General features: G+C 56.7%; 28 protein-coding genes and 1 pseudogene. 13 read left to right on the top strand and 16 right to left on the bottom strand.

The features are described 5' to 3' along the window. Positions 1-28 precede the first annotated feature (28 nt). Together AC3WP4_RS24210 and cysC are read left to right on the top strand one after the other, a co-directional pair. A complete protein-coding gene (locus AC3WP4_RS24210) occupies positions 29-1543 on the top strand; it encodes a TolC family protein (RefSeq protein WP_074872442.1) in 1515 nt (504 codons plus the stop codon). Further along, positions 1527-2123 carry an adenylyl-sulfate kinase gene (cysC, locus tag AC3WP4_RS24205; protein WP_074872444.1) on the top strand — a complete coding sequence of 199 codons (597 nt, stop codon included), beginning with the start codon at positions 1527-1529 and terminating at the stop codon, positions 2121-2123. The genes AC3WP4_RS24210 and cysC overlap by 17 nt, the downstream gene beginning before the upstream one ends. Positions 2124-2293: 170 nt before the next feature. On the opposite strand, the gene AC3WP4_RS24200 is transcribed toward cysC, so the two are convergent. The 3 genes from AC3WP4_RS24200 to AC3WP4_RS24190 all read right to left on the bottom strand — a co-directional run bounded on the left by AC3WP4_RS24200 (position 2294) and on the right by AC3WP4_RS24190 (position 4315). After that, positions 2294-2677 carry a DUF6124 family protein gene (locus AC3WP4_RS24200; protein WP_102616237.1) on the bottom strand — a complete coding sequence of 128 codons (384 nt, stop codon included), beginning with the start codon at positions 2675-2677 and terminating at the stop codon, positions 2294-2296. Between the two features lie 346 nt (positions 2678-3023). Beyond that, positions 3024-3782: a slipin family protein gene (locus AC3WP4_RS24195; protein WP_074872448.1), complete on the bottom strand. Its 759-nt coding sequence runs from the start codon at positions 3780-3782 to the stop codon at positions 3024-3026. A 2-nt stretch (positions 3783-3784) separates the two neighbouring features. Further along, positions 3785-4315, bottom strand: a complete 531-nt coding sequence (locus AC3WP4_RS24190) for an NfeD family protein (protein ID WP_074880437.1) — start codon at positions 4313-4315, stop codon at positions 3785-3787. A 197-nt stretch (positions 4316-4512) separates the two neighbouring features. Between AC3WP4_RS24190 and AC3WP4_RS24185 the strand changes: the two genes are divergently transcribed. From AC3WP4_RS24185 to AC3WP4_RS24160, 6 genes and pseudogenes are all read left to right on the top strand, one after another. Then, on the top strand, positions 4513-4974 hold the full coding sequence (locus AC3WP4_RS24185; protein WP_008148137.1) for an aminoacyl-tRNA deacylase: 462 nt from the start codon (positions 4513-4515) through the stop codon (positions 4972-4974). A 140-nt stretch (positions 4975-5114) separates the two neighbouring features. Continuing rightward, positions 5115-5360 (top strand): DUF2789 domain-containing protein, encoded by a 246-nt coding sequence (locus AC3WP4_RS24180; RefSeq protein WP_074872451.1) that lies wholly within the window; start codon positions 5115-5117, stop codon positions 5358-5360. A 111-nt stretch (positions 5361-5471) separates the two neighbouring features. Next, positions 5472-5717 (top strand): type II toxin-antitoxin system Phd/YefM family antitoxin, encoded by a 246-nt coding sequence (locus tag AC3WP4_RS24175; RefSeq protein ID WP_074872453.1) that lies wholly within the window; start codon positions 5472-5474, stop codon positions 5715-5717. Beyond that, positions 5707-6036: pseudogene (locus tag AC3WP4_RS24170) on the top strand (type II toxin-antitoxin system RelE family toxin). Before AC3WP4_RS24175 ends, AC3WP4_RS24170 begins: the two are co-directional and overlap by 11 nt. Before the next feature lie 82 nt (positions 6037-6118). Continuing rightward, positions 6119-6757 carry an NADH:ubiquinone oxidoreductase subunit N gene (locus AC3WP4_RS24165; RefSeq protein ID WP_074872455.1) on the top strand — a complete coding sequence of 213 codons (639 nt, stop codon included), beginning with the start codon at positions 6119-6121 and terminating at the stop codon, positions 6755-6757. Between the two features lie 290 nt (positions 6758-7047). Continuing rightward, complete coding sequence (locus AC3WP4_RS24160) at positions 7048-8553, top strand: YdgA family protein (RefSeq protein WP_102616236.1); 1506 nt, start codon at positions 7048-7050, stop codon at positions 8551-8553. A gap of 118 nt (positions 8554-8671) precedes the next feature. On the opposite strand, the gene AC3WP4_RS24155 is transcribed toward AC3WP4_RS24160, so the two are convergent. Continuing rightward, the gene (locus tag AC3WP4_RS24155) at positions 8672-10201 is read right to left on the bottom strand and encodes an FAD-dependent oxidoreductase (protein ID WP_102616235.1); all 1530 of its coding nucleotides are present in this window, start codon (positions 10199-10201) and stop codon (positions 8672-8674) included. Positions 10202-10340: 139 nt separating this feature from the next. On the opposite strand from AC3WP4_RS24155, the gene AC3WP4_RS24150 reads away from it, so the two are divergent. From AC3WP4_RS24150 to AC3WP4_RS24130, 5 genes are all read left to right on the top strand, one after another. Further along, positions 10341-10901 carry a YbhB/YbcL family Raf kinase inhibitor-like protein gene (locus tag AC3WP4_RS24150; protein WP_102616234.1) on the top strand — a complete coding sequence of 187 codons (561 nt, stop codon included), beginning with the start codon at positions 10341-10343 and terminating at the stop codon, positions 10899-10901. 88 nt (positions 10902-10989) lie between these two features. Continuing rightward, positions 10990-12693 (top strand): vWA domain-containing protein, encoded by a 1704-nt coding sequence (locus AC3WP4_RS24145; RefSeq protein WP_102616233.1) that lies wholly within the window; start codon positions 10990-10992, stop codon positions 12691-12693. A 1-nt stretch (position 12694) separates the two neighbouring features. Continuing rightward, on the top strand, positions 12695-13261 hold the full coding sequence (locus AC3WP4_RS24140) for an RNA polymerase sigma factor (RefSeq protein ID WP_074872463.1): 567 nt from the start codon (positions 12695-12697) through the stop codon (positions 13259-13261). Beyond that, positions 13258-13881: a hypothetical protein gene (locus AC3WP4_RS24135; protein ID WP_102616232.1), complete on the top strand. Its 624-nt coding sequence runs from the start codon at positions 13258-13260 to the stop codon at positions 13879-13881. Before AC3WP4_RS24140 ends, AC3WP4_RS24135 begins: the two co-directional genes overlap by 4 nt. Positions 13882-13902: 21 nt before the next feature. Continuing rightward, positions 13903-14172: a hypothetical protein gene (locus AC3WP4_RS24130; RefSeq protein WP_232252221.1), complete on the top strand. Its 270-nt coding sequence runs from the start codon at positions 13903-13905 to the stop codon at positions 14170-14172. Positions 14173-14447: 275 nt separating this feature from the next. Here the strand turns inward: AC3WP4_RS24130 and AC3WP4_RS24125 are convergent, their stop codons facing one another. The 12 genes from AC3WP4_RS24125 to AC3WP4_RS24070 form a co-directional block, all read right to left on the bottom strand. Continuing rightward, complete coding sequence (locus tag AC3WP4_RS24125; protein ID WP_102616231.1) at positions 14448-14756, bottom strand: hypothetical protein; 309 nt, start codon at positions 14754-14756, stop codon at positions 14448-14450. Next, on the bottom strand, positions 14756-15016 hold the full coding sequence (locus AC3WP4_RS24120; RefSeq protein WP_102616230.1) for a hypothetical protein: 261 nt from the start codon (positions 15014-15016) through the stop codon (positions 14756-14758). Before AC3WP4_RS24120 ends, AC3WP4_RS24125 begins: the two co-directional genes overlap by 1 nt. 13 nt (positions 15017-15029) lie before the next feature. Beyond that, on the bottom strand, positions 15030-17255 hold the full coding sequence (locus AC3WP4_RS24115; protein ID WP_158242616.1) for a S8 family peptidase: 2226 nt from the start codon (positions 17253-17255) through the stop codon (positions 15030-15032). Beyond that, positions 17255-18385 carry an AAA family ATPase gene (locus tag AC3WP4_RS24110; RefSeq protein ID WP_102650626.1) on the bottom strand — a complete coding sequence of 377 codons (1131 nt, stop codon included), beginning with the start codon at positions 18383-18385 and terminating at the stop codon, positions 17255-17257. The genes AC3WP4_RS24115 and AC3WP4_RS24110 overlap by 1 nt, the downstream gene beginning before the upstream one ends. A gap of 531 nt (positions 18386-18916) precedes the next feature. Further along, positions 18917-19108, bottom strand: a complete 192-nt coding sequence (locus AC3WP4_RS24105; RefSeq protein ID WP_102616227.1) for a helix-turn-helix transcriptional regulator — start codon at positions 19106-19108, stop codon at positions 18917-18919. A gap of 68 nt (positions 19109-19176) precedes the next feature. Then, a complete protein-coding gene (locus AC3WP4_RS24100) occupies positions 19177-19929 on the bottom strand; it encodes a hypothetical protein (RefSeq protein ID WP_102616226.1) in 753 nt (250 codons plus the stop codon). 423 nt (positions 19930-20352) lie between these two features. Then, a complete protein-coding gene (locus tag AC3WP4_RS24095; protein ID WP_102616225.1) occupies positions 20353-22143 on the bottom strand; it encodes a DUF927 domain-containing protein in 1791 nt (596 codons plus the stop codon). Further along, on the bottom strand, positions 22140-23150 hold the full coding sequence (locus tag AC3WP4_RS24090; RefSeq protein ID WP_102616224.1) for a toprim domain-containing protein: 1011 nt from the start codon (positions 23148-23150) through the stop codon (positions 22140-22142). The genes AC3WP4_RS24095 and AC3WP4_RS24090 overlap by 4 nt, the downstream gene beginning before the upstream one ends. Next, positions 23143-23496 (bottom strand): hypothetical protein, encoded by a 354-nt coding sequence (locus AC3WP4_RS24085; protein WP_102616223.1) that lies wholly within the window; start codon positions 23494-23496, stop codon positions 23143-23145. The genes AC3WP4_RS24090 and AC3WP4_RS24085 overlap by 8 nt, the downstream gene beginning before the upstream one ends. Then, positions 23486-23767, bottom strand: a complete 282-nt coding sequence (locus tag AC3WP4_RS24080) for a hypothetical protein (protein ID WP_256581215.1) — start codon at positions 23765-23767, stop codon at positions 23486-23488. The genes AC3WP4_RS24085 and AC3WP4_RS24080 overlap by 11 nt, the downstream gene beginning before the upstream one ends. Next, complete coding sequence (locus AC3WP4_RS24075) at positions 23760-24023, bottom strand: hypothetical protein (protein ID WP_102616222.1); 264 nt, start codon at positions 24021-24023, stop codon at positions 23760-23762. Before AC3WP4_RS24075 ends, AC3WP4_RS24080 begins: the two co-directional genes overlap by 8 nt. After that, positions 24016-24198 carry a hypothetical protein gene (locus AC3WP4_RS24070; protein WP_102616238.1) on the bottom strand — a complete coding sequence of 61 codons (183 nt, stop codon included), beginning with the start codon at positions 24196-24198 and terminating at the stop codon, positions 24016-24018. The genes AC3WP4_RS24075 and AC3WP4_RS24070 overlap by 8 nt, the downstream gene beginning before the upstream one ends. Between the last annotated feature and the right edge of the window lie 277 nt (positions 24199-24475).

Genomic DNA, 24475 nt, shown 5'->3' with positions numbered 1-24475 from the left:
ACAATGCTGTGTCCAGGGGCAGTCAAGGATGAATAGAAGTTCTAAGTTGTTTGGTGCCAGCCTGCTGGCGCTTGCAGTCAGCGGATGTGCAGTCACCAGTGAACCGATCGAACGCAGCGTCAGCCAACAGCGCGCCAGGAGCGACCTGCAAAACATGTACAAGGATCAGGAACCCCTCAGCGGTCCGCTGACCCTGCATCAAGCCATGGCCCGCGCAGTGAAGTACAACCTCGAAGGCCGGCTCAAAATCATGGAAGAGGCCCTGGCCAAGCGCCAACTCGACCTCGCCAGTTTCGACATGCTGCCGCGCATGGCGCTGGACGCCGGGTACGTCGGCCGCAACAACGTCAACGCCTCCAGCAGCCAGAGCGTACGGACCGGCACCCAGTCTCTGGAGCCATCGACCTCGCAAGACCGCGACCGTGAAGTCGCCGACCTGACCATGGTCTGGAACGTGCTCGATTTTGGCGTCAGCTACATCAGCGCCAAGCAACAGGGCGACCAGCGACTGATCGTTCAGGAGCGCCGGCGCAAGGTGATCAACACCATCGTTCAGGACGTGCGTTCGGCCTACTGGCGAGCCATGGCCGCCGAGCGCTTGCTCAAGCAGATCGACAGCCTCATGGCCCGGGTCGACACCGCGCGCGGCAACAGCCAAAGCATGAGCCAGCAGCGAATCGGCGATCCGATTCAGGCGCTGGGGTATCAACGCTCGCTGATCGAAGCCACCCGCCAACTGGAAGAACAGCGGCGTGCGCTGTCGCTGGCGAAAACCGAACTGGCGACCCTGATCAATCTGCCGCTGGGCACCGACCTGACCCTGGCGACCCAGGACGACTATGTCATTCCGGAGTTGAAAGTTGACCTCGCCAGCCTGGAACAGGAAGCCCTGACCAGTCGTCCCGAGCTGCGTGAGCAGGATTACCAAAGCCGCATCAGCGCGGCGGAAACCCGCAAAGCCATGTTGCGGCTGCTGCCGGGGCTGGAGTTCTCGGCGGGCGGGCATTACGACAGCAACTCGTTCCTGGTGGAGCAGGGCTGGGCCGACTACGGCGTGAAAGTGACCTGGAACCTGTTCAACGTGATCTCCGCTCCGGCGGCGATCAACGTCGCCAAGGCCGGCGAAGAAGTCGCTGCGGCGCGCCGCCAGGCCATGTCGATTGCGGTGCTGGCGCAGCTTTATGTGGCCAACGCCAACTACCGCGAGGCGTTGCGGCAGTTCAAGACCAATCAGCAACTGTCGGACATCGACGGGCAGATCGTTGGCCAGCTGCGCAACCGTTATCAGGCGGCCGGGCTGGGTGAACTGGACTTGATCCAGGGCGAATTGAACACTTTGCAGGCCGATTTGCGTCGAGACCTGTCGTACGCCGATCTGCGTAACGCTTACGGCCAGATCTTTGCCAGTGCGGGGCTCGATCCGCTGCCGGATCAGGTGCAATCCACCCAAGTGCAATCCATTGCCACCGCGCTGGCCAACCGCGAAGCGGCGTGGGCGGACGGGAACATCACGACACCGGTGGCCCATGCCCCGGTCCAATAATCTGCTGGCGCCGACGGCGAGCATCAGCCGCGCACAACGGGAGGCGCGCAACGGCCATCGCGGCACGGCGATTTTGCTCACCGGTCTACCGGCGGCGGGCAAATCGACCCTGGCCCAGGCGCTGCACGCCGAGCTGTTCGGGCGCGGTGTGCAGAGCATCGTGCTTGATGGCGACGGGCTGCGGGTCGGGCTCAATCGGGATCTGGGTTTTACCGACAGTGACCGTCTGCAGAACATCCGCCGCGCCAGCGAAGTCGCGGCGCTGCTGGTGGAGAACGGGCAAATCGTCATCCTGGCGATGATCGCGCCGCTGATGGAGTTACGTGAGGTGTTTGCCCGGCGACTGGGCGAGGATTACCGCGAAGTCTGGTGCAGCGCTTCCCTCACCGTGTGCGAGCAGCGCGACCCGAAAGGGCATTACGCCCGTGCACGACGGGGGGATTTGCCAGGGTTTACCGGCGTGTCTGCGCCGTATGAACCGCCGTTGTCCGCTTCCTTGGTGCTTGATACGGGCGTGCAATCGGTTGAGGCCTGTCTCGATCACTTGCTGACCTGGCTTGGCGGTGAGGTGTTGGGCTAGGTGCCGAGTCATGTATTGACGGCACTGAAGCAATCGCGAGCAGGCTCACTCCCACAGTGGATCTCAGTCGTACACATATTTTGTGTTCACCGAAGATCCACTGTAGGAGTGAGCCGACTCCGGGCGGCGTTCCGACGATAGCGGTGGTCAATTCACCACAAATCCACCGGCTAAACCTTGACCCGAGCCTGCATGACCTCCGACTCATCCCAATGATCCTGCACTCGCTCTACGAGCAATTGCACGCCATCGGCCATGCGGCTGAGCGCCAGGGCTACGGAGCGCCGTGTCCCGTCCACTTCGTCTGCCAGATTGGCCGCGATGGCGCTGATGGACAGCAGGTCTTCAGCGGCGTTGGCCAGCAGGGTTTCGGTGTTGACCTCGGGGGCGACGGTGAAGAGGTGGCCTTTGCGGTGCCTGGGCGGCTTTTCGGTGGTCGGGGGGAAGTAGTGGGCGAAGGCGCGGTCGGCGGCTTCTTTGAGTTTTTCGGCTTCGAGTGGATCTTCGGAGGGGGTGCCAGAGTTGTCTGGCGGATTTGGCGATACCTTGAACATATAAAACTCCCTAAACAGTAAGTTGGAACCGCCACCGTTCGTTTGCACGCGAATGGGGTGGCGGCTGAGCGCAGGTGTGCAAGACCGGGACTGTTTAGGACACCCAGCAGATCCGAGGATCTCCTGCGCGCAGCCGCCATAAAACAGCGAGCCTATAAAGGCTCATTGAGATATATGGCAATTGCGACCTAAACAGTTTCGTCGGACTTGCACGTCCGTGTCACCGTTTATTCAGTGACAAAGCCAGACTAGACCCGGCTTCGGACCGGAACAAGTTCACCAACGCCGCTACAACTTGAAGGAAATCTCCGACGCGGTTACCGGACGTTGGCGCCTGTAGGAAAGGTCAGGATTTGGACGACAAATCCGCCATGCCCTTGAGCAACTCGATCGGCAGCGGAAAGACAATCGTCGAACTCTTGTCCCCGGCAATCGAACTCAACGTCTGCATGTACCGCAGCTGCATGGCCCCCGGCTGGCGCCCGAGCATTTCGGCGGCCTGCATGAGTTTTTCCGAGGCCTGCAATTCGCCTTCGGCGTGGATCACCTTGGCCCGGCGTTCCCGTTCGGCTTCGGCCTGTTTGGCGATGGCGCGGATCATCGATTCGTTGAGGTCCACGTGCTTGATCTCGACGTTGGCGACCTTGATGCCCCACGCATCGGTCTGGGCGTCGAGCACTTGCTGGATGTCGATGTTCAACCGCTCACGCTCGGCCAGTAGTTCATCGAGTTCATGTTTACCGAGCACTGCCCGCAACGTGGTCTGGGCCAATTGGCTGGTGGCCATGAGAAAGTCTTCGACCTGAATAATCGCCTTCTGCGGATCGAGGACGCGGAAATACAACACTGCGTTGACCTTGACCGAGACGTTGTCGCGGGTGATCACGTCTTGTGGCGGCACGTCGAGGACCACCGTGCGCAAGTCGACGCGAACCATTTGCTGCACCACCGGAATCAGCAGGATCAAGCCAGGGCCTTTGACCTGCCAGAAGCGCCCGAGCTGGAAGACCACCCCGCGTTCGTATTCGCGCAGGATGCGGAAGGTCGACCCCGCCAATGCAATCAGCAGTAACAGCAGCGCGACAAAACCCAGTTGCAAACCCATGGTTATTCTCCAGCCGGCGCCGCGTCAGCCGCGGCCACTTCCAGCAGTAATCCCTTGCGTGCCACCACCCGGACTTTCTGCCCCGGTTGCAGCGGCGTGGCGCTGAGCACTTGCCACTTTTCTCCTTGCAGGTGCACCCAGCCGTTATAGGCATTGCCGGCCAGCGACATCACTTGTGTCACGCTGCCCACCAGCCCTGCATCGCCACTGACGTTTTCCCGCGGTCGTGTCTTGAGGGCGCGGATCAGCAGGAAAATCAACAGCAGCGCGCTGATCAGTCCCAAACCGATCATCAACGGAACCGGCACCTCGGTGTTGGTCAGAATCACTGCCCCGATCACGAACATCACAATGCCGCCCAGGCCGATCACGCCGTAATTGGGCAGGGCCGCCTCGGCGATCAGAAACGCGATGCCGAACGTGATCAGCCAGATCCCGATGGGATTGGGTACCAGCACGACGACGGTGTCCGCTGCGAAAGCCGATCCGCATAGAGCCCACAGCAGCGCAACCGTAAAACAACGAGTGTTCACGTGACCCTCCGGGAGAGTCATTGATGGTTCTTTATACAGTCTAGCTGAGCGCTCAATTGTACGAATTTTGATCAATTGTTGACCGTGTTCCGGCGGGCAGATTTCCCGCGCGCTGGCGTCAGCGGGCCTAGACTTTTAGTGGTGAGAAAGGTTTAACCATCGTCCGCGAAACGTTGTTGCGGACACCGAGGTGCATCATGCGTATGGCAAGAACAGTGCAGGACAGCCTGGACAAGGCTCAATGCGAATTTGACGTCGTCACCCATCCGCACTCGGCCAGCAGCCTTGAAACGGCGCGGGTCGCAGGCATTCCTGCCGAGCGGGTGGCCAAATCGGTGATCCTCGACGACCACCACGGCCATTACCTGATGGCTGTGCTGCCAGCGAGCCGTCACCTGGACCTGAGCAAAGTACGCGGCAGTGGCGAATGGCAGATCACCCGGGAAAGCACCCTGGCGCATCTGTTCCAGGATTGCGAACGCGGCGCCGTGCCGGCGTTGGGCGAATCCTATGGCCTGGACATGGTCATCGACCCACTGCTGACCCGGCAAAAAGACATCTACCTGGAGGCGGGTAACCACAACAACCTGGTGCACATGAGCGTGCCGGAATTCCTGAAAATGGTGCCGCATGCTGAAGTGTGTGAGTTGAGTCAGTAGTTTTTGCGGCGTCAGTGATGACGCCTTCGCGGGCAAGCCACGCTCCCACAGGGTTCTCGCCGTTCCTGTGGGAGCGTGGCTTGCCCGCGATTGACTGCGCAGCAGTCACCCAATCATTTGCCATGAAAAAGGAGCCCACCATGGAATCCCCAATCCACAGCCTTCCCAACCTGTTCAAACAACTCGGCCTGCCCGACGACGCCGAAAGCATCGACAAATTCATCGCCACCCATTCCCCGCTCAAACCCGAATTGCACCTGGCGGATGCGTTTTTCTGGACTCAGAGCCAGGCGGAATTCCTGCGCGACGACATTCTGGATGACGCCGATTGGGCGGAGGTGGTGGATCAATTGGATGTGCTGCTGAGGAAGGGGCGGGGGGTGTAAAAACGGGTGAGCGGTAAATAATTCGAATGCAAATACAGTTTTAGAGTTTCTTCCAGGTTGCTCATAAAGCATGAATGGACCAGAATCGTGACCTGAATTGAGGTCTTAATTATGCAATATGTTCTGGCCGACCTGGCTGTCAGTGTGTCTGAGTTGAAGAAAAACCCATCTGCGGTTTTCAGCGGCGCCCATGGTGGGCCCGTTGCAGTGCTGAATCACAATCGAGTAATGGGCTACATGGTCCCGGCCGATGTTTTCGAGGCCATGATGGAACGCCTCGATGACCTTGAATTGGCAGAAATCGTTCGCTCGCGCAGGCATGAAACGCCGATCCCGGTAAATCTGGATGACCTATAAGCTCGAATTCCTGCCGTCTGCACGCAAGGAGTGGGACAAACTGGGTCATACATTGCGCGAGCAATTCAAAAAGAAACTGGCAGAGTGACTTGAACTCCCGCGAGTGCCCTCAGATTCACTCCATGGAATGCCTGACTGCTACAAAATCAAGCTGCGGTCATCGGGGTACAGGTTGGTGTATGAGGTTATTGATGAGCGTGTAGTCGTTTCCGTGGTGGCGGTAGGTAAGCGTGAGCGCAGCGCTGTTTATGATCGAGCCAAGAAACGTGGCAGCTGGGAAAGCGGACGAACGCAAGGCCCGAACGAGGGCAAACCCTGAGGCCGTTGCTATGCTTTGACTTGATGAGGTTGCGCGTTGACCTCATCAATCAAGGCTCGTGTTGGTCATGGGGATTCCAATAATGAAAAACCCTTATGCTCCCGGCTTCTGGTGCGCTATAGCGGCATTGGTGTTGCTGTCGGCCACCTATTTCTACGGCATCATGCTGGCTCACCAGATCGACACGGCGCTGGTGTTCCTCGACAGCGCCGCGGCATTGATTGCCGTGATGGCAATCGTGGTGGTGGCCTGGGCGTCGGTCCAGGGTCAGCGCATCAAGAAAAGACAGCTCGAACAAGGCAAGACCCTGGTGCTGATCTGGGACACCAAGGTTGCGCTGCGCCGTGTTGAAACGGTGTTCGATCGGTATTTCTGGGGCAGTTACTGGCAACCGGGCCGTACGTTCCAGGAAGTCATGGGCGAACTGACCGGCACACCGCTGGAAAAAAGCCTCGAAAACCTGAAAAAACAATGCCAGGCGCTGGACAAGCAAGTGGCCGAGGAGGGCTGGCACTGGCTCAATAACGCCCGTGAACTCTCCGATGTCGCCACCGCCATGGCCCGCGAACGCTATCAACTGGACTTCTGCGACCCGCGCTCGGAATCCCCCAGCGGCACGGCGGTGATCAATCGCGACTTCGAAGTGCTGGTCTATACATGGACCGCACGGCTCAAGAGTTTTGATCATCAGCTTGATGAGATTGAAACGCAGTATTCCTGATCGGTGTTGGCAGGACTGGCGCCATCGCGAGCAGGCTCGCTCCCACATGGGTTATGTGTCGATCACGACACCCTGTAGGCGCGAGCCTGCTCGCGATGGCGATTTCATATCCGCCGAAACTCTCAACCCCTGTGTACGGTCCATAGACACTCTTTCACCTTTAATCATTGGGTCGCCCGGTGCGCCTGATGCTAATCTGCACCGCACTTTTACGCAGTCGTGACCGTAACCCGTCAGGGTTCAGGGAAGACGACCACACCTCCAAACAACGGACATTGATCGGGTCATTCATGAATAAATCAGCAGGCGTGCTTCTTGGAATCGTCGTTGCCATCGGCGCAATCAGCGCCGGCGGTGCCTGGTACACCGGCACCAAACTCGAAGGTGTGCTGAACACCTCCATCGCCGACGCCAACAAAGAGCTGCAAGCTGCGCTGGTCGGTTCCAACGGCACGGCGTCGCTGGAGCTGGTGTCGCTGGAGCGCCATGTGTTCAGCAGCACCGCGCATTACCGCCTCAAGGGCGAAGGCGAGATGTTCGGTGAAGCACCGGTGGAGTTGCTGTTCGTCGATCGCATCGAACACGGCCCGCTGCCGTTTTCGCGCCTGGTGTCGCTGAAGTGGCTGCCGGTCCTGGCCACCAGTCACTACGAACTGGAAAGAACTCCGACCACCGAGAAGTGGTTCGTCGCCGCCAAGGACAAATCGCCACTCACGGGCGTGGTCAACATCGGTTACGACAATGCCACCAACGGCACCCTGCAATTGCTGCCGCTGGACGTGGCGCTTGACGACAAGTCCAACCTGAAGTTCTCCGGGCTGAACCTCGATGTCGCCGCCAGCGCTCAAGCGCAGAAGGTCAAGGCCAACGGTTACATGGACAGCCTGACACTGAGCACGGTGGCTGAAGATCAGACGCCGGTGAAGGTCGAACTGCATGGTCTGACCGTGGCCAGCAACCTGACAAAAAGCACCTACGGCTACTACACCGGCGAAAACACCGTCGAGCTGACCGACAGCAAGACCACCTTCGGCGCCAAGCAGTCGGTCTTGGGCTTCAAGAAATTTGAAATGAAAAACCAGACCGAGGAATCCGGCACCAGCGCTTCGGGCCGTGCCGATTACAAGGTCGGTGAGGTGTCCCTGAACGGCAAGGTTGTCGGGTCTGCGCAGATGGCCATGAGCCTGAAGAACCTCGACATCCCGGCAACCATGTCGCTGATGCAGATTTACCAGACCAAACTGCAACCGTACGAGAGGGCCGCCGCCGAGGCCGTGGCTGCGGGTGAACCGGCGCCAGAGCTGGTCCTGACCCCGGCCGAAGAGGCGCAGGTCAAAACCGACCTGGAGAAACTGCTGGCTGCCGGTCCGCAGGTTGCCCTGGAGAACCTGTCGTTCAACACTGCCAATGGCGAAAGCCGCGCCAATCTGGTGCTCAACCTGACCAAGCCACAATCCATGGACCTGCCGCCGGACCAGTTGGCCCAACAACTGATCGCGCTGCTGGACGTCAACGTGAAAGTGTCCAAGCCAATGCTCGTTGACCTGCTGAGCGTGCAGTCGCAAATCGACGGTCAGACCGACGCCAAGCTTATCGCCGACCAGGCCACCGCCACCGCCGACATGTTTGGCAGCATGGCCGTCGGTACGCAGTTGGCAAAACTGGATGGCAGCAACATCGTCTCCACATTGCATTACGCCAATAATCAGGTGGAATTCAACGGCCAGAAGATGACCGTCGAAGAGTTTGTCGGGTTTGTCATGAGCAAATTCGGCGGGAATGTCGCCGTCGAGTAAAACCAGGGCTTACACACCAACGCCCAGCCTCTGCGCAACGCAGACGCCGGGCGTTTTGCTGTCTGGCTTGTGGCGAGGGAGCTTGCTCCGCTGGAGGCCGAAGGACTCCCACATCACGTTAATTCAAGTCCCGAACCAACCGCCACGCCTCATCCACCGACAAAGGCTGTTTCATCCGTTCGGCGAGCAGCGCTATTGCGCGTTCTTCATCGCATGCCACTGCGGCGACCACCAATCCGTCCTTGCCGAACAGACCGATAAAAGGGGGATGGTCAGGGTCGCCTTTGAACTCGACCTCGTCCCAGGTCGCGGCGTGCCCAAGGTAGTCGTAGTTTTTACCGAAGTGCCAGGTCCAGAAATAGGGCACGTCGAGGTAATGCTCGTCGCCGCCGAGCATGTTCATCGCCGCGATCCGTGCCTGTTGCTGTGCCAGGCGCCAATGTTCGATCCGTTGGGGCTGGCCGTTGAGCGGGAAGGTGGCGATATCGCCGGCGGCCCAAAGCCCATCGGTCACGCGCATCCCGCCGTCGACCTTCAGCGACTGGTCTTTTTCCAGAGGAAGGCCGGTAAATGCAGCGGTTGCCGGGCTGACGCCAATGCCGACCAACACCAGATCCGCCGGTAAACGTTGACCGTTGTCCAGGCGCACCGCTTCGACCCTGGCGGTGCCTTCGATGTGCGTTGCATTGCCATCCGTATGAAACACCACGCCATTGGCTTCGTGCAGGGCACGAATCGCCTTGCCGACGGCCTCGCCAAACTGTTTGGCAAAAGGCACGGCGTGGCGGGCCAGAACGGTGACGTCCAGGCCGAGTTGACGCAAGGAGGACGCGGATTCCATGGCGATGAAACTGTCGCCGATGATCACCGCTCGTTGGCCTGGTTTTGCCGAACCCAGAATCCGCTGCGCCTGATCCTTCGAACGCAGCACGAACACCTGCGGCAGCTCGGCGCCAGGCAGCGTAAGCGGGTTGGGTGTGCCACCGGTGGCGAGCAGGGCCGCGTCGTAGCTCAGGGATTGACCATCAGCCAGGCGCAACGTTTTGTTCGCCGCGTCCAGGCTCGCCACTTCGGCGTTTATTCGTTCAATACGCTGTTCGCGGTAAAAGTCTTCATCACGCAACGGCGGGACTTCTTCTGGCGGCATCTGCCCGGCAATCACGAATTTGCTCAAGACCGTACGGTCGTAACCGGCGCCGGTTTCACGGTCGATCAACAGCACCCGGCCACCGAAGCCCTTTTCGCGCAACGCCGCCGCGCACGCCGTGCCTGCTGCGCCGGCACCGATGATCACAAACGTTCGCTCGTCGTCCGCCGGAGGGGTATGAGGGTCGGACATGGGCTGATCGTCGACCCAGACCTCGTCATCGAGTATTTCCAGCCGATAGCGCTTGAGGCTGTCCAGAGACGGCGGTTCGCACAGCGCACCGTCCTCGATCCGATACGCAGCCTTGTGCCACGGGCAGATCAACCGTCCGTGGCACAGAGCGCCTTCGGCCAGCGGTGCCCCGGCATGGGGGCATTCGCCCTGAAAGGCGCGCAGATGATCGCCCACCCGCAGCAGGACAATTTTCGTGTCCGCGCTCTGGACTTCAAGGCCCCGGTTTTCGGGCACATCGGCGAAACGGGCGACGCGGTGCAGTGCCATGATCGCTCTCCAGGCAAGCGTTTCACTTAAGAGTTTGGCGCTTATCTTGAGGTTCAGCCAATTGCCGCTGCCACCGAATGAACGGTCCGGCTATAGTTTGCCCGCCGACGACGGCCCCACCCGCACAAGGTGCTCCGGTATGACCCGTTTGACCTCTCTGAACCCTTGGCTGGCGGCCATTGCAGTCGCCCTTTGCGTGCAGTTTCCGGCGCAGGCCCAGGAACGTTTTACCCTGAACATCCCAGGTGTTTCCGATGACCGACTGTTCACTGTCGCCGCCGCCAGCGATGCCCCGGGTTGTGGCGGGCACAACGCGTCACCGGCACTGAATTGGAACGCCGGGCCGGCGGGCACGTTGAGTTATGCCATCGTCATGCACGATCCTGACGGCCAAAAAGGCCAAGGCGTCGATCACTGGGTGCATTACGGTATCAAAGCCACGACTCATCAGATTGTCGCTGGTGTTGGCGCAAAATCCGCCCTTGAAGGCGTCGGTGGTACCAACAGCAAAGGCACCACCGGGTATGTCGGCCCTTGCCCTCCGGTCGGCGACAGCGCGCACCACTACATCATCCAGCTCTATGCACTGGACCTGGCGCCGCAAGCTCTGCCCGCCGGCCTGACGCGCGCGCAGCTACTGGAAAAAATCAAAGGCCATGTGCTTAAAAACAGCAGTGTGGTGCGGCGTTATCACCGCTGAAATTAATTTTCGGCCGGTTTAACCCGAACCTGAAGAGGGGCTCGTCTCAGAGGATGAATGGATCAATTTCCACCTGAGGTCAGCCCCCATGTCCCTCCCTCTGCATTTCCTCCGACCCGCCGCCCAGGGTTTCGCCGCCGGGTTGCTGCTGGCCATCGCCGGTTGCGGCGTTTCATCCAAGCCTGATTCCGCCTCGGCTGCGCCGCCGGCTAAGGGCGCGCTATCGGCTGAAACACTGGTGCGCAGCGAGGCTGTCATGGCCGACACCTCGATGGCCAAACGCAGCGTTCGCCCGGCACCAAGCTATGCGCCGCTGCCCGCGAGCGAGGCGTATCCGCAGGGCTATCAGGATGAGCAGCGGGAGCAGTATCAAGCGCTGGCGGATAACCCGATTCACAGCGTGGCCGAAGCGCCCGTCTCGACCTTCAGCGCCGACGTCGACACCGGTGCTTACGCCAACGTCCGCCGCTTGCTCAATCAAGGGCGCCTGCCACCGGAGGGTGCGGTGCGACTGGAGGAGATGGTCAATTACTTTCCCTACGATTACGCATTGCCCACCGATGGCTCGCCCTTCGGCGTGACCACAGAGCTGGCGCCGTCACCGTGGAACCCGCATACCCGATTGCTGCGCATCGGCATCAAGGCCTCGGACCGTGCGGTTGCGCAACTGGCCCCGGCGAACCTGGTGTTTCTGGTGGACGTGTCCGGCTCGATGGACCGACGCGAGGGGTTGCCGCTGGTCAAAAGCACCCTGAAATTGCTGGTCGACCAATTGCGCGAACAGGACCGGGTTTCATTGGTCGTCTATGCCGGCGATTCGCGTGTAGTGCTGGAGCCAACGTCTGGACGCGAAAAAGCGAAAATTCGTACAGCCATCGATCAATTAACCGCGGGTGGATCAACTGCCGGGGCGTCAGGCATCGAACTGGCCTATCAGATGGCGCAGCAGGCGTTTATTCCCAAGGGCATCAACCGCATCCTGCTGGCCACTGACGGTGACTTCAACGTCGGCATCAGCGACTTCGACAGCCTCAAGCAAATGGCTGTGGATAAACGCAAGACCGGCGTTTCCCTGACCACATTGGGTTTTGGTGTGGATAACTACAATGAACACCTGATGGAGCAGTTGGCCGATGCCGGCGACGGTAACTATGCCTACATCGACAACCTGCGCGAGGCACGCAAGGTGCTGGTGGATCAACTCGGCTCGACCCTCGCGGTCGTGGCGAAAAACGTGAAGCTGCAAGTGGAGTTCAACCCGGCGCAGGTCAGTGAATATCGGCTGTTGGGGTATGAGAATCGCGCATTGAAGCGTGAGGATTTCAGCAACGACAAGGTCGATGCCGGTGAAATCGGCGCAGGACATACGGTGACCGCGTTGTATGAAATTGTGCCCAAGGGCGAGAAGGGCTGGCTGGAGCCGCTACGGTATGGCAATCCTGGGGCCGCTGTTTCCGAAAAGACTGGGGAATTGGCGATGTTGCGCGTGCGATATCAGTTGCCCGAAGGTGGGAACAGTCGCTTGATCGAGCGGCCGATCACTGACAGTGCTGCGCCAACCAGTGAGGACCTGCGATTTGCCGCGGCCGTGGCGGCGTTTTCCCAGCAGCTCAAGGACGGGCGTTATACCGGTGATTTCAGCCTGAAGGACACCGAGGCGTTGGCGCGTGGTGCGCGGGGCGAGGATCGATTCGGTCTGCGCGCTGAGTTCGTGCAATTGGTGGAGTTGGCGCAAAGTCTGCGAACCACGACCGCATCGAACAGTGAGCCGCTTAAAGGAGGCTACAACTGAAATGTCAGCGCCTGAATCGAGCGACGAATCGCTGCTGGCCCGCTATCGCGCAGGCGACGGGCCGGCGTTCGAGATTTTGTACGCCCGCCACCGCCAAGGACTCTACCGATTCCTGCTCGGCCTGAGCGGCAAGTCCGAACTGGCGGAAGAGGTTTACCAGGACACCTGGCTTAGCCTGATCCGCAGCACCAGTCAGCCACAAGGCCGGGCGAATTTTCGTACCTGGCTTTACCAGATTGCCCGCAATCGACTGATCGATCACTGGCGCAAACACGGAATCCACAACCCCTTGCACGACAGCTATGACGAACAGATCCACGCCCTGAGCGATGACGCTGCCGATCCCGAACAACTTCTGAGCCTGAGCCGCGACAGCCAGCGCCTCGAAGCGGCCCTGCAAAACCTGCCCGCTGACCAGCGCGAAGTGTTCCTGCTGCGCGCCCACGGCGATCTCGACCTGCCGCAGATCGCCACCCTCACCGAAACACCGCTGGAAACCGTCAAAAGCCGCTTGCGCTACGCCCAGCAAAAACTGCGTCGGCTGCTGGCCGAGGAGGTACTGACATGACTGACGCCCGTCCTACGCCAGAAGACCAAGTGTTGAAGCACTATCGTGAACACACGACCGGCGAACCGCCGTCCCATCTCGACGCGTTCCTCCTGGCTACCGCACAGCGCGAAGTCCCCGTGCAGAAACCAGGGCTGTGGAAACGCTGGGTCCAGGCCTGCCAGAAACCCCGTTGGCAAGTTGCATTTGCCAGCCTTGTCGGTGTGGCCCTGATGCTTGCACTGGTGCAACGCACCGAGGAGCAACCGCCGAGTTACGACTTCGCGCCTGCACCTAAGGCGTCTGCACCGGCCGCCAAAAAAGAAGCATCGTCATCGGTTGCGCGTTCCATGGCTGCCCCGACCGGCGCCTTGTCCGCCCCCGCGCCTGCGGCGCCAATGGCCGATCTTGCTGCCCCAGCGCAGAGCGAATCGATCAACGCTGAAATGGCCGATGAAGCGAAGGTCAGCAAACGCTCGGCGATAGCTCCGGCCACGTTTGTCGACGATCAATTAAGGGAAGTGATCCGCCTGCAAAAGGCTGGTCAGGCTCAAGCGGCCGCTGACCTGATGGCGACCTTGCACAAACGCTTTCCCAAGGAAAATCTCACCGCCAGGCTCAAGGAATTGCAGAAGGAATGAGGGGAACAGCGGTCGGCAAATTTGGCATCGACACCCGAAAGCGCGCACTATCGGCCCATAGCCGATGCGTTGGAGGAAGCCATGGCAAAAAAAATCGACCGCATCGCCCAAATGCTCAACTGCCCGGAGAAGGGTGAGGAATTACGGCGCGCGGTGACTGAGAGTCGTAAGGAGTTTCTGCTGGCGAAGCAGGCAGAAGAAGCGTTTGAGGAAGACGTTCTTGATGATGAAGTGGTCGAGGATGAAGAAGACGATGATGAGTACGACGAGTTCGACTGGACGACTGAATGAAAAAACCGCTTCGGCGGTTTTTTTCAGATGCAGTTGTTCGGTTAAACCGAACAACTGCATCCAGCGCCCGTCCAGAGGCTTTAACGACGCCCACAAAAAAGCCCCAGACCCTGCGGTCTGAGGCTTTCTCGTTTCTACGTATGGTGCCCAGGCGGGATTCGAACCACTAAAAAAATCGTATTAAAATCAATAAATTACTGAAAGTAATGATCGGCGGGATACACGAAGGGATACAGATCCTCTGCTGTCCCGCCTGACCGGACTTCTGTGGACCTTCAGGCTCCTTCGCCAGGATCGATCACCTTCGGGGAAAAGCGCTCAATAGCCGATCTCAGTACAAGCGGCGCGGTTAAGCCAATGTTCAACGCGAGAAACGGGCTCAATTTTTGCCCCGACTGCAGATGAATGAAGGCGAGAAATCCTCCTGCCAATGGCAGCACGAGATAGGGTATCCAATACCAGACCTCAGTTACATCTGGGCGCTGGAGCTTTGGTAGTTTGTAGATTTCTGCCATTTCAAGCATTTTAACGCAAAGTGCGCTTGCCGATGCCCACAGAATGGGCGCCCATAGAAACTCTTCCATTAGCCTGCCCTGTTCCTAATCGCCAGACCTATTCGGGACCAAGTGCTGGTCTCTTTGTGGTGTTTCTCTCTGGTCGTATAAAGCGCCTCGCCTTTAGGCGTCAGTGCGGAAGATTGCACTATTTGATCAGAATTGTTAGTGATAATTTCTTCGATCTTTTCTCCTGATACCCCTGTCTCCCGAGAAATACCGGAGATGGTACGCCACTTGTATTTGGTTTCATTTAGCGCGGAGATAACCATTTGGGTTTCACTGTCCATGTCAATTACCTATTTAAACGCTAACTGCAATTGGTATTTGAATCTTCGGCTGTATTGCGACAAGCTCTTTGTAGCGCTCTTGAACCTTCTCATATAAGTCTGGTATTTTCTTCGCTTGTATAGTTACAACTAAGGCGTAGTTGAGTTTCGGAGCGCGGCGCGGAGAGTTACTATTGCCTGGTTCTCTTGCAATATAATGAATATCAAAAACAGGTTCGAGTAGTGAGCTACCTCTTTTTTTCAGAGAAGCGCTTCGCACTGTATCCCACTTGTGAGCATCAGTTCGTAGTTCCTGTTCGTTACTTTTAGCATGCCTGCCAAAAAAAGACTCTGTTGCGGGGAATCTAGGATCTTTCTTTTTTTGAGACTTTACGAATTTATCTTTATGAGGTCTGAATTTGACATCCAGGCCCGCACGCGTATATTCCCCTGGAGTATGAGGGTCAGTTGTGCAGGTATAGCAGAAAGTGGCTTTGATGGTTATATCGCCAGCCAGGGCTCCCTCAGGTAAGGGGATTGGGGCACGGAGCACTTTTCCAGGTTCAAGTTTGCCCGTATACAGCACCTTGACCTCTCCATCCGCGCATGAAGTTATTTTGCGGATATCATTATTGACGACGCCCCAACCTACTTCCTCAATTGGATGACCTGAGGTTTCTGCGGAGTGGACCAGCAAGGATCTTATAGCTGGGGTGGTTAATGCTCCGCCGAAATATGCACGCAAACCCGCAGCTAAGCGAATAACAGAAGGTGTTGCGAAGCTTGTCCCCGAATCTTCAGCAATCTTCGGGCCAGGAAATATGAACTTAAAGCTTTCGTGAGCCGATCCTCCAAATGCTACGAGATCGGGCTTAACAAGGCCCGGGCTACGTCCTGGACCAATCGAGCTATAAGGTGCACGGCTCCAGCCTTTTGCATCACGATCAGTTGCGCCTATTGCTAGAGCATTTACAGAATCGCTAGGCACCTGAATACGATTCATAGGCCAGCTTGTGGTGCCATCGTTTCCTACCGCCACAGCAGCCAACATATCTCCGGTCCCGAGATGGTCATCTAACATTGATGTCCAAGCCGTGACTTCATCATCGCCCGCAACTTGGTCTGGACCTATACTAAAGGAAACTAAAGGGTAATTCGTCTGGGATAGAATATTATCAACATACAGCATTACTTCGTAGAGGCTGCTGTCGTTGATCTGGTCTCCGAGTACCCGGTAGTGATCTACATCTGCAAACGGACGTTCTAATGCGCCTGGTTTCACGCTGCCAAAAAGCAGCGCAGATGTCACGGCCTGCCCGTGATCCAGGAAATCCGGCATAGGTGCCCCTATGTTAAAGGATCCACTGGGTTCTATGTTCTTCGCCCACAGGCCAAATGGGTGGTTGCCGGGCAGGCCACCATCAAAAACTGCAATTCTGAATGATTCATCCAGTGCCTTTTCGACGGGTATTGAAATACTGCTTGCCCCTGTGCTTCTTAGCATTTGCGGTCGGCTTACTGTTCTTAGTACCGGCATTTTTCGTATTGCGCGAACGAAAGAAAATTTGGCTAACTCCCTGACTGAGCTCTCGCTGCCCTCAGCACTCAAAAAAAGAAGTCCCCTACTTTGATATGAGCGAGCCATGTTGAGCTTGACTTTGCTTTTTTTTGCGTACTTTTGAAAATCGTCCTCCCAGCCGATATCAACAGCACTATCAAAATGCACGATTACCTCAAGTGAGTTAGACCTTTTGTCCAGATCACCGAGAATTCGGTCGGCGGGTTTGAATGATTCAATTTGTTCGATCTTTATTATATCATTGCCCAAATCGCTACCATCTACGATGTCTGGCAGAGCGCGTTTAAGTCTTTTAAAATCTGCACCCGTGCCCGCAATATAAAGCACTGTAGAAGCAATCCCTTCTTCATTCTCACTTCCACGCCCTGCTCGGGGCTGGTTCTTAAGAGGTTTACTTCCGATCAATCTTAGAGAGAATTCGGACAGGAGGTCTACGGGGAAGCCCGACCTTGCTACGTACTGCGGATGTAGAGTTAGGGCTGCTACAGCTTTTCCATCGGCTAGAGCATCTTTCGGTGTTTCGCTGATGTCCTCGATGAGCTTGTTAAGCATTACATCGACATGCTCGACTTGTTCCTCAAGCGAGTATGGCGGCACTGGCTCTCCAAAACTTCCTTTGTAGGGAATTTTGTCAGTTAATTTTTCACCGCGACCAAACAAAAACCTTTCTTTCTCAGCCATCATTGAGCTCCTGCTGCTAATGCCGATCTTAAAGTGTCTCTTGACACGCCCGTAATTTTACTCGCAGTTCTCTGGGACGATTTCCCTTTTGTTACTAGAAGTAATGCCAAATTTTTACGTTGCACGCGATCATCTGCAGCGCATTGACGCTCTAACAGCTTTTTCAAATATTCGATTGCACCCGACTCACCCTCAAGTAACAGTGCTTTTCGCAAGTTATTTATTTCTCTTTGGAAGTCACTGTAAGACGTTTCTTCCATCAAAGAGGCTACAAAGTAGATCCATGCTTTAGGAACGTTGCCGCCTGATACTAGAGCGATCCCTACTTGCATGAGTTCTTCTAGCTTAGGTGGCTTAAACTCTACTATTTGATCAAACCGTCGCTGTACGGCTGCATCGAGAAGGTGGTAGTGGTTAGTTGCAGCTATCAACAAGTTCTCGCCCTGCCACTGATCTAGCTCTTGCAGAATTACAGTAACCAAACGTTTAGTTTCTCCTACGTCTGAGGAGTCATCGCGCTTTTTTGCTATCGCATCCAATTCGTCGAGAAGTAATACGCAAGGTTTTGACTTCGCATATTCCAGCGCTTTTTTTATATTATTCCCAGTGCGACCTAGGTAGCTGCTTACAACAGTAGCGAGGTCAAGTGTCAATAGAGGAACTTTGAGCTTCTGCGCTAGATATTTTGCACATACTGTTTTGCCAACGCCTGGTGGACCAGTAAACAAAATTTTGCTAGTGGGCGTTATTCCCGCATCTATAAGTCTTCTCGTGTTCTTTCTTTCAGAAATAATAAGATTTAATGGGCCTCGTATTTCCTCAGAGCTTATGAAGCCGTTCGGTAAGTAGATTGGGTCTTCTACAGATAAAAGATCGCTGTTTGACTCATTATCAGCGGGTACAGGAGAGTTAAGTCCAGAATCTTTTACTCTCCTGATGGCGTTAGCTGAGCCCTGATCGAAATTCTGAGAAAAAACTTCATTCTGGATGTGATCCGCCAGCGGATTGCTACTCTGACGAAGTGCTCTTACCAAGCGCAGTGCTTGTATGCGGACCTTCTCACCGTCACCCAGCGCACCGATTTTCGTGATCTGGACTAGTTTATCTATGACGTCACGAGATTCGTCCATTTTGTACGTAAACCCCTGATATATATGAATATTTAAGTGGACTAGGAGGTCATTATCCCACTTGACCGACCCTTCCACAAGGTGGTAGGCGACGAACGTATAGATTTTTGTGTATGGATATACAGTGTGCCTGGTGTGCTTGCTTTGAAACTTTCAGCTAGCTCCGGCTGGCTCGACTCCCCTGCCATCGGGGTACGGTCGTGTGCAGACTGTATTTTGGACGCTATGAGCTTTGCCAAGCTTTGCTAAGCAAGCCTTTTTAGGTTCAGTGGTTGTTGAGGCGTCATATCTGCCGAGACGCTAAAAAAGTTGAACGAAAGACATAGGGTTCTGCAGGGAATTGCAGGGTTTTTATCTAGCTATAAGCTTGGCACGCCGCCCCAGTGCATGCGGCTGTGCGCCTCTTACAGGGGCGCAGAAAATGACACCAATTTAGCCCTCAGGTGTGGTGGGGGGACAACAGTGCGCGCCAGGATAAAGCCCGTCGCGCCGAAAGCTGTTGTGCAATATCGTGCGGGATGAGAATCACGGTTACTTTTGCCAACGGCCGGGGGCCTCTTGCCATGTAGCTAACTCTGAAGCCCGCCAGGCAACGCGACCAACGCTGATGCGCACTGATTTCGGGAAGCGCCCGGCCTTCACTTCTCGCCATAAGGTGGCGCGTGAAAATGACGTGATTTGCAGCACCTCTGATGTAGGTACGAATCGATCGAGTTCTTTCACGGTGGTCCTCCTTGCGAAGAAAAAAAGCCGCTAAAAAGCGGCTTAACATCTTTGGTGTCGATCTTTAACTAAACCTGCTTCAGCTGGAACTCACGACGGTGTCCGTCGGATGCCGGCATGGAACCGCCTGTCGCTCTCAGGCGGTTAAGTCCTACCAGGCTGGTGGCGATAATTTCGCCAGATACTGGGGTCGGCACGGTCGCTAGATTGGCTACCGCAGGCCTTGCATCTTGTTTAAGCAACCGCATCAGTCTTACCGAAAATTTGCGCCAAGCATCGGCGTCCACATCCCGTATATCAACGGGCGCCGTTGGTTGTTCAACTGCCCTGAGAGCAGCCATGCACTGGACCTCGCAAATGCTATAAGCCGAGCGTGCAGTAATCAGGAAATCTTTATCCGTCATGAGGGATACAAGCCGCTGCTCAAGATCCGAGGCATTGATGCTCGCAGCGCTCGCTGTCAACTTGAAGCGCGCCTCCGCCATCGCGAGTGCAGTCTGTTTGACGAGCTCTGCTCGTGCTTCGGCTGTCATGCGGATTGTTTTGGCCTTTTGCTTTGCCTGGATGCTCCGCTCTATCTCAGCATTAACCTTGCGTTGGTCTACGTTCTGTTGCTCCGCCAAATGTTTCCACTGTGAGTTGCTAGCCTCGGCTTCAGCCTCCAGCGCCTCTGCAGCCGATATCAAGCGTTTGGTTTCGTTCGCTATCTCCAAAAATCGGCTTTGTGCCATTTGATAGGCCGCTCGGTCGATTTCAAAATTTGCATTAGCCTCCGCCAGCAAATCGGAGGGGGTTTCGGAATTGGTATTTGTCTCAGTCATAGAGTGTCTCCGTCAAAGAATGGCCGACATGGTGCCGGCTGGATTGCAGCCGGGAGCGCGCAGGGAGAACCTGTGTCGTCCCCGGCAGTTAGTTGCGCAGATCAAATGGTTTTAGGTCTGTCAATGAAAACAGCTCACACCCACCCTTGTTCACACGACTGAATTCAAAATCGCCGGGAACGCGGGAATGCGGGATCAAGGCCCAGAATCCGGGCCTTCCAGAGGTGTTATTTGTTCCCCGCTTTTTTTCACCGGGAACAAGGTATGGGAGGGGGCTCTCTATTAAACAGAGTTGTGTTCCCTTGTTCCCACTCTCATGTCTTATTAGGGAACGCTGTATGTCCCGGCGTTGCTGGATCGTTCCCTCTGTTCCCGTGTTCCCACTGAAAAACGAGCTTTGCAGGTTGTTGCGTGGGTTCGAGTTCATTGACTTTCACCCTCACTTTCCAAGAGGTCGGGGTCAATAACGTAAAAACGGGAACTTCCCCCGCCTGGCGTGCGTTGCTTTTTCATCCAACGCTTGCCATTCGCTTCTTGGTCAAATTTGACCAGTGCCTCGACACCGACCAGGGCGCGCACGATCCTCTCTCTGCCGAAACCGGAGGCTGCTTCCAGCAGAGCAGGTGCATTAAACAGGTACAGCCGCTTGTCGAACTCCACCTCGTAGTACCCGGCTCGGTCCCGCACGGTGATATTGGCGTGTTGGGCGTGCACATCTGAGAAGCGGCTATCGCCATGCAGGGCGATGAAGTTAGCAATGCCGCGGAGGATCTGGCGATCTTCGGCGTTGCCATCCCCCATACGGGTCAGCCACTCGTTGAATAACTGGCGGCATGCGTTAGTAGCGGAGCCTGCAGGCCATCCGACAAGATTATGTTCAATGGCCAATTCCCCCGCTAAAGCCATGATGGCGAAACGATCAGCCACCCGGCCGGCCTGTGAGCTTTCGGTTTCGAAGGCACTACGCACTTGTGCATAGGCGCTATAGAGATCTTTTGGCTGCTGAATCAGAGCCTCCACGAACGTGGGGCCAAGATGGCCATAGTGTTGCGTTACTGCATCACTGAGAACGCGGTGGAATTCTTGCCCGGTCTTTCCATGCACATCATCGAAGGCGCGATGGGTCCGTGTACCGGCGTTCACATCGACCATGCGCAGTTCGGCTCCCGCGTGCGCACCGTTGCCACCGAGTGCGGCATGCTCGGACAAGGAGCGTTCGCCACTGGAAAGGGCCAGAACACGCCAAGTCAACTTGGCGCGGCCCTCTCGTTCGCGGGTCATGGTGCTTTTGCCCATGCCGTTAGCGATGGCGTAGGCCATTTCCTGCACTCGCTTGGGGTCGGCACGCTTGATCTCGTCCAGAATCAGCACGGTGTCATTGCGAGATGCAGCCTCGATCTCAACACCGCCCTTAGAGACGTCCCAGGAAGCGGCAAAGGTGCCAGGATCGCCCCATACGGACGCTGCAAGAAGCTGCGCCAATGATTTGCCGCTGGACGAGTCACCAACCAGGTGAATACCGCCACCGTTAACGCCAACCTTGGCCAGCAATGGGCCTGCCAGTGCGCAGCACACCGACAGGATCAACACCGGATTGCCGAGGCACAGCGGCGCAATCTCAGATTGCCAAGTCTCAAGAGTGCCTCTGCAGGTGAAAAGGTTCGCTGACCGGCCGGAGCTTTGATAACGCACGTTGTCGCCACCAATCACCCGGGATGGTAAGACGAACGCCCCCGACTCATGCCAGCCTGGCTTGGTTGTCGTGGCGATAATTAACGCTGGTGCATGGTGGCTGGCTAGATACGGCGCAATATGGCGCCGGTGGTGGTATTCGATGGTCAGTCCCTGTCGCATCAGTGCTTTCATCACATCGTCAGCTTTGCCCGCAAGCGCCTCCATGGGCATGACCCACTCGATGCGTCGGCCACGGTAGTCGAAGCTCAACAGACGACCGATGCTGCCGTCGTCGCTGTTCACTGTCTCGGCTTCTACGTACAGCGGTGCGCAGATCCAGTGATCTACCTCAATCGCTTTCTCGTCCGGACCGCTTTGTTTAATGCCGTGATACCAGGTCCCAGCTTTGTACTGTTTACCCTCGATGTAAGCAGCTTTCGGATAGACCGCGAATCGGGGACGCTCGAGCTTGTCGGGCATCGGTGCGATAGGTTCGCCGACGAGACTCAGTTCGGCCTTGCTTTGATTTCGGTCGCTCATGGCTGAATCTTCTTTTGTTGGCTGCGCCATAAGTGCAGATCGTTGAAGTCGGAAAGTTCTGCTGGAGCGTTTGACGGCCATTCGGGGAAGAGCACTAAAGCATTTGCCGCATTAGCTGCTCGATTGGCCGCTGTGCGTCCTGGATTTCCGAGTGTTTGACGATCGTCATCACCAGCTATGACGAGCTCGACGCTCTGCCCGTAGCGCTCACGCATTGCCAATGCGACCGGTTTGAGATTGCCTGCATTCATTGCGCAGACGACGGGGCTGCCAGTGTGGATATGCAGCGTAGCGCCAGTCGCCCAGCCTTCGCAGATGTACAACCGACAGCCATCGCTGACTTTGCCTAAAGGTGAGTAACAGGACTGAACCCGACCTCCAGCCAAGAATCGTTTCACGCCGTCGCCGTCGATGATCTGCAGATTGACCAAGCGGCCCCCGCTACAAAGTGGTACGAGAAGCCGGCCGCGGCTTAATTGGCGCAGTTGCAGCGGCTGAACACCTTTCGCTTGCAGGTAGTTGTGTTGTCGATCGGCTGGCCTCCCCATCTGCCACAGCTTCGCTGCCTGATTGGCCGCGTCCCCATGTTTTTCCTGCAGACGCTGTAGCTCATGCTGGCTGGCTACCCGACGCGCTTCCTCAGTCGCCCGAATGCGTTTCTCCAGCTGGTGTGGGTCTACAGTGCTCGGTGAGCTAAACAGTCCTAATGAAAGTCGTTGATCGATTTCCTGAGCCGCTTCCACCTGACGGCAGCCACGCAAATATGCAAGTAGAGACACCAGGTCACCGCCGTGGGCAGCATCGTCTGCGAAGTCGTTCCACCGACCGCTGTCCATCGAGACACCAAAAGAACCGGCGTGACGATCACCGCGTGCAGTATTGCGAGCCACCCATTCGCTGCCATTGCGAGTGCCTTCCGGCAGCCACTCAGACAGAAGGTTTTCAACTGCACCAAGTGCTTGAAAGGCGACCTGCCGAATAAGATCTGGCGCGCTGGACTTACTCATAATTCAGACCTTCAACCGATTGCTGGGGTATCACCGAAGCAGCAGATTTTTTCTCATGGCTTGAGTCATTGATCAGAGCCTGACGAGCTGTTGAAAAGGCTCGCAGACGCTGTTCCAGCCGCATCAAAAATGCTTCTTGAAAAGGTGTCCGAGCACTGCCTGGCATTCTCTCCATCCAATGGTTCAGCAGATCCACCAGCGAGTGGGTAAGCGGCTGCGCTAGCCACTGCTCTGCGACGGAAGCGGCAGCGGTAATAGCATCCTGATAAGAAGCGGGGTGGCGGGTCGCGATGGAGGTCTGGCCATCAGCGGCGGGCAATATCGCGCGACGAACCTCATATTCCATGGCCGGCGCCCTCCCGTTTGGCTGCACGGTGAGCCGCTTTGAAAAGGTCGCTTGCGTCCTCTAGCAGCAAGTAAGCGGCGTCTGCGAATTTGCTTATCTCTTCGGCATGTGCAGTGCTGATCGTGATAGTGGCCAGGCTCGACAGAAGCCCTTTGGCGACGCCTAAGCGTTGTTCAGCGCACTCTTGCAGGTCCATGTAGGAAGCGCAGGTGTCTATCAATAAAACCGGAGTTTTAGAAGGACTCGTGGTGAGCGGTACGAGATTAGCCATTGCGCACCTCCGTTGTTGCGGCAGCGGCGATCAGGCAGCGCAATACAGCGATGGGCACGCCATCAACGTGCAGATCCCCGGCACGCTCTGCATTGTTGATAGCGGAGGTAAGAGCGGCTTGGGCTGATTCGCAGTTGTTCAAACTGTCGAGGGCGTTGAGAGTGTCCCGTATAGAATCTTCTGGTAACGGTGCACCTGCCTGGTGGTTGCTTACCGCATGAATGAATTTGGCGAGGGCGCTTGGTAGGTTAGACATGACGCACCTCCTTGGAGGGCGCCAGCCCTGCCGCCGCGAGGCAAGAGAGCTGCATATGGCGGTTGTATCGGGATAGGCGAGTAGTCAGGGATGAGTTTGCGTGAAGTGCAGCGAAGGCCATGGCCCTGTGTGCTGCTGCGCGAGCGGAACGTGCGGACGGATTGAGGGCGTGCAAAAGCGTCATCGGTGTAGCTCCTAGAGTTGAGGAGCTGCCACGGATCGTCGCCAAACGATTTAGGGTGGCAGCTGTACGCAGGTTGGCGAACCGGGACTCTAGGCACCCGGCAGACCCGAAGGTCTCCCGCGCACAGCCGCCATAACACTTAACGGCAGGCACAAAAAAAGCGCCTGCTGTCGGATGGTGGGCGCTTATGCGCCTAGAGGTAATCGGGTCGCCAAACCCGGTCGCTGAATTAGCAGCGACAGACTCACTATAAGTGAGCAGGCCTCGA

It is taken from the genome of Pseudomonas sp. FW305-20, assembly GCF_058788075.1.
This window is presented reverse-complemented; position numbering and strand designations above follow the sequence as displayed.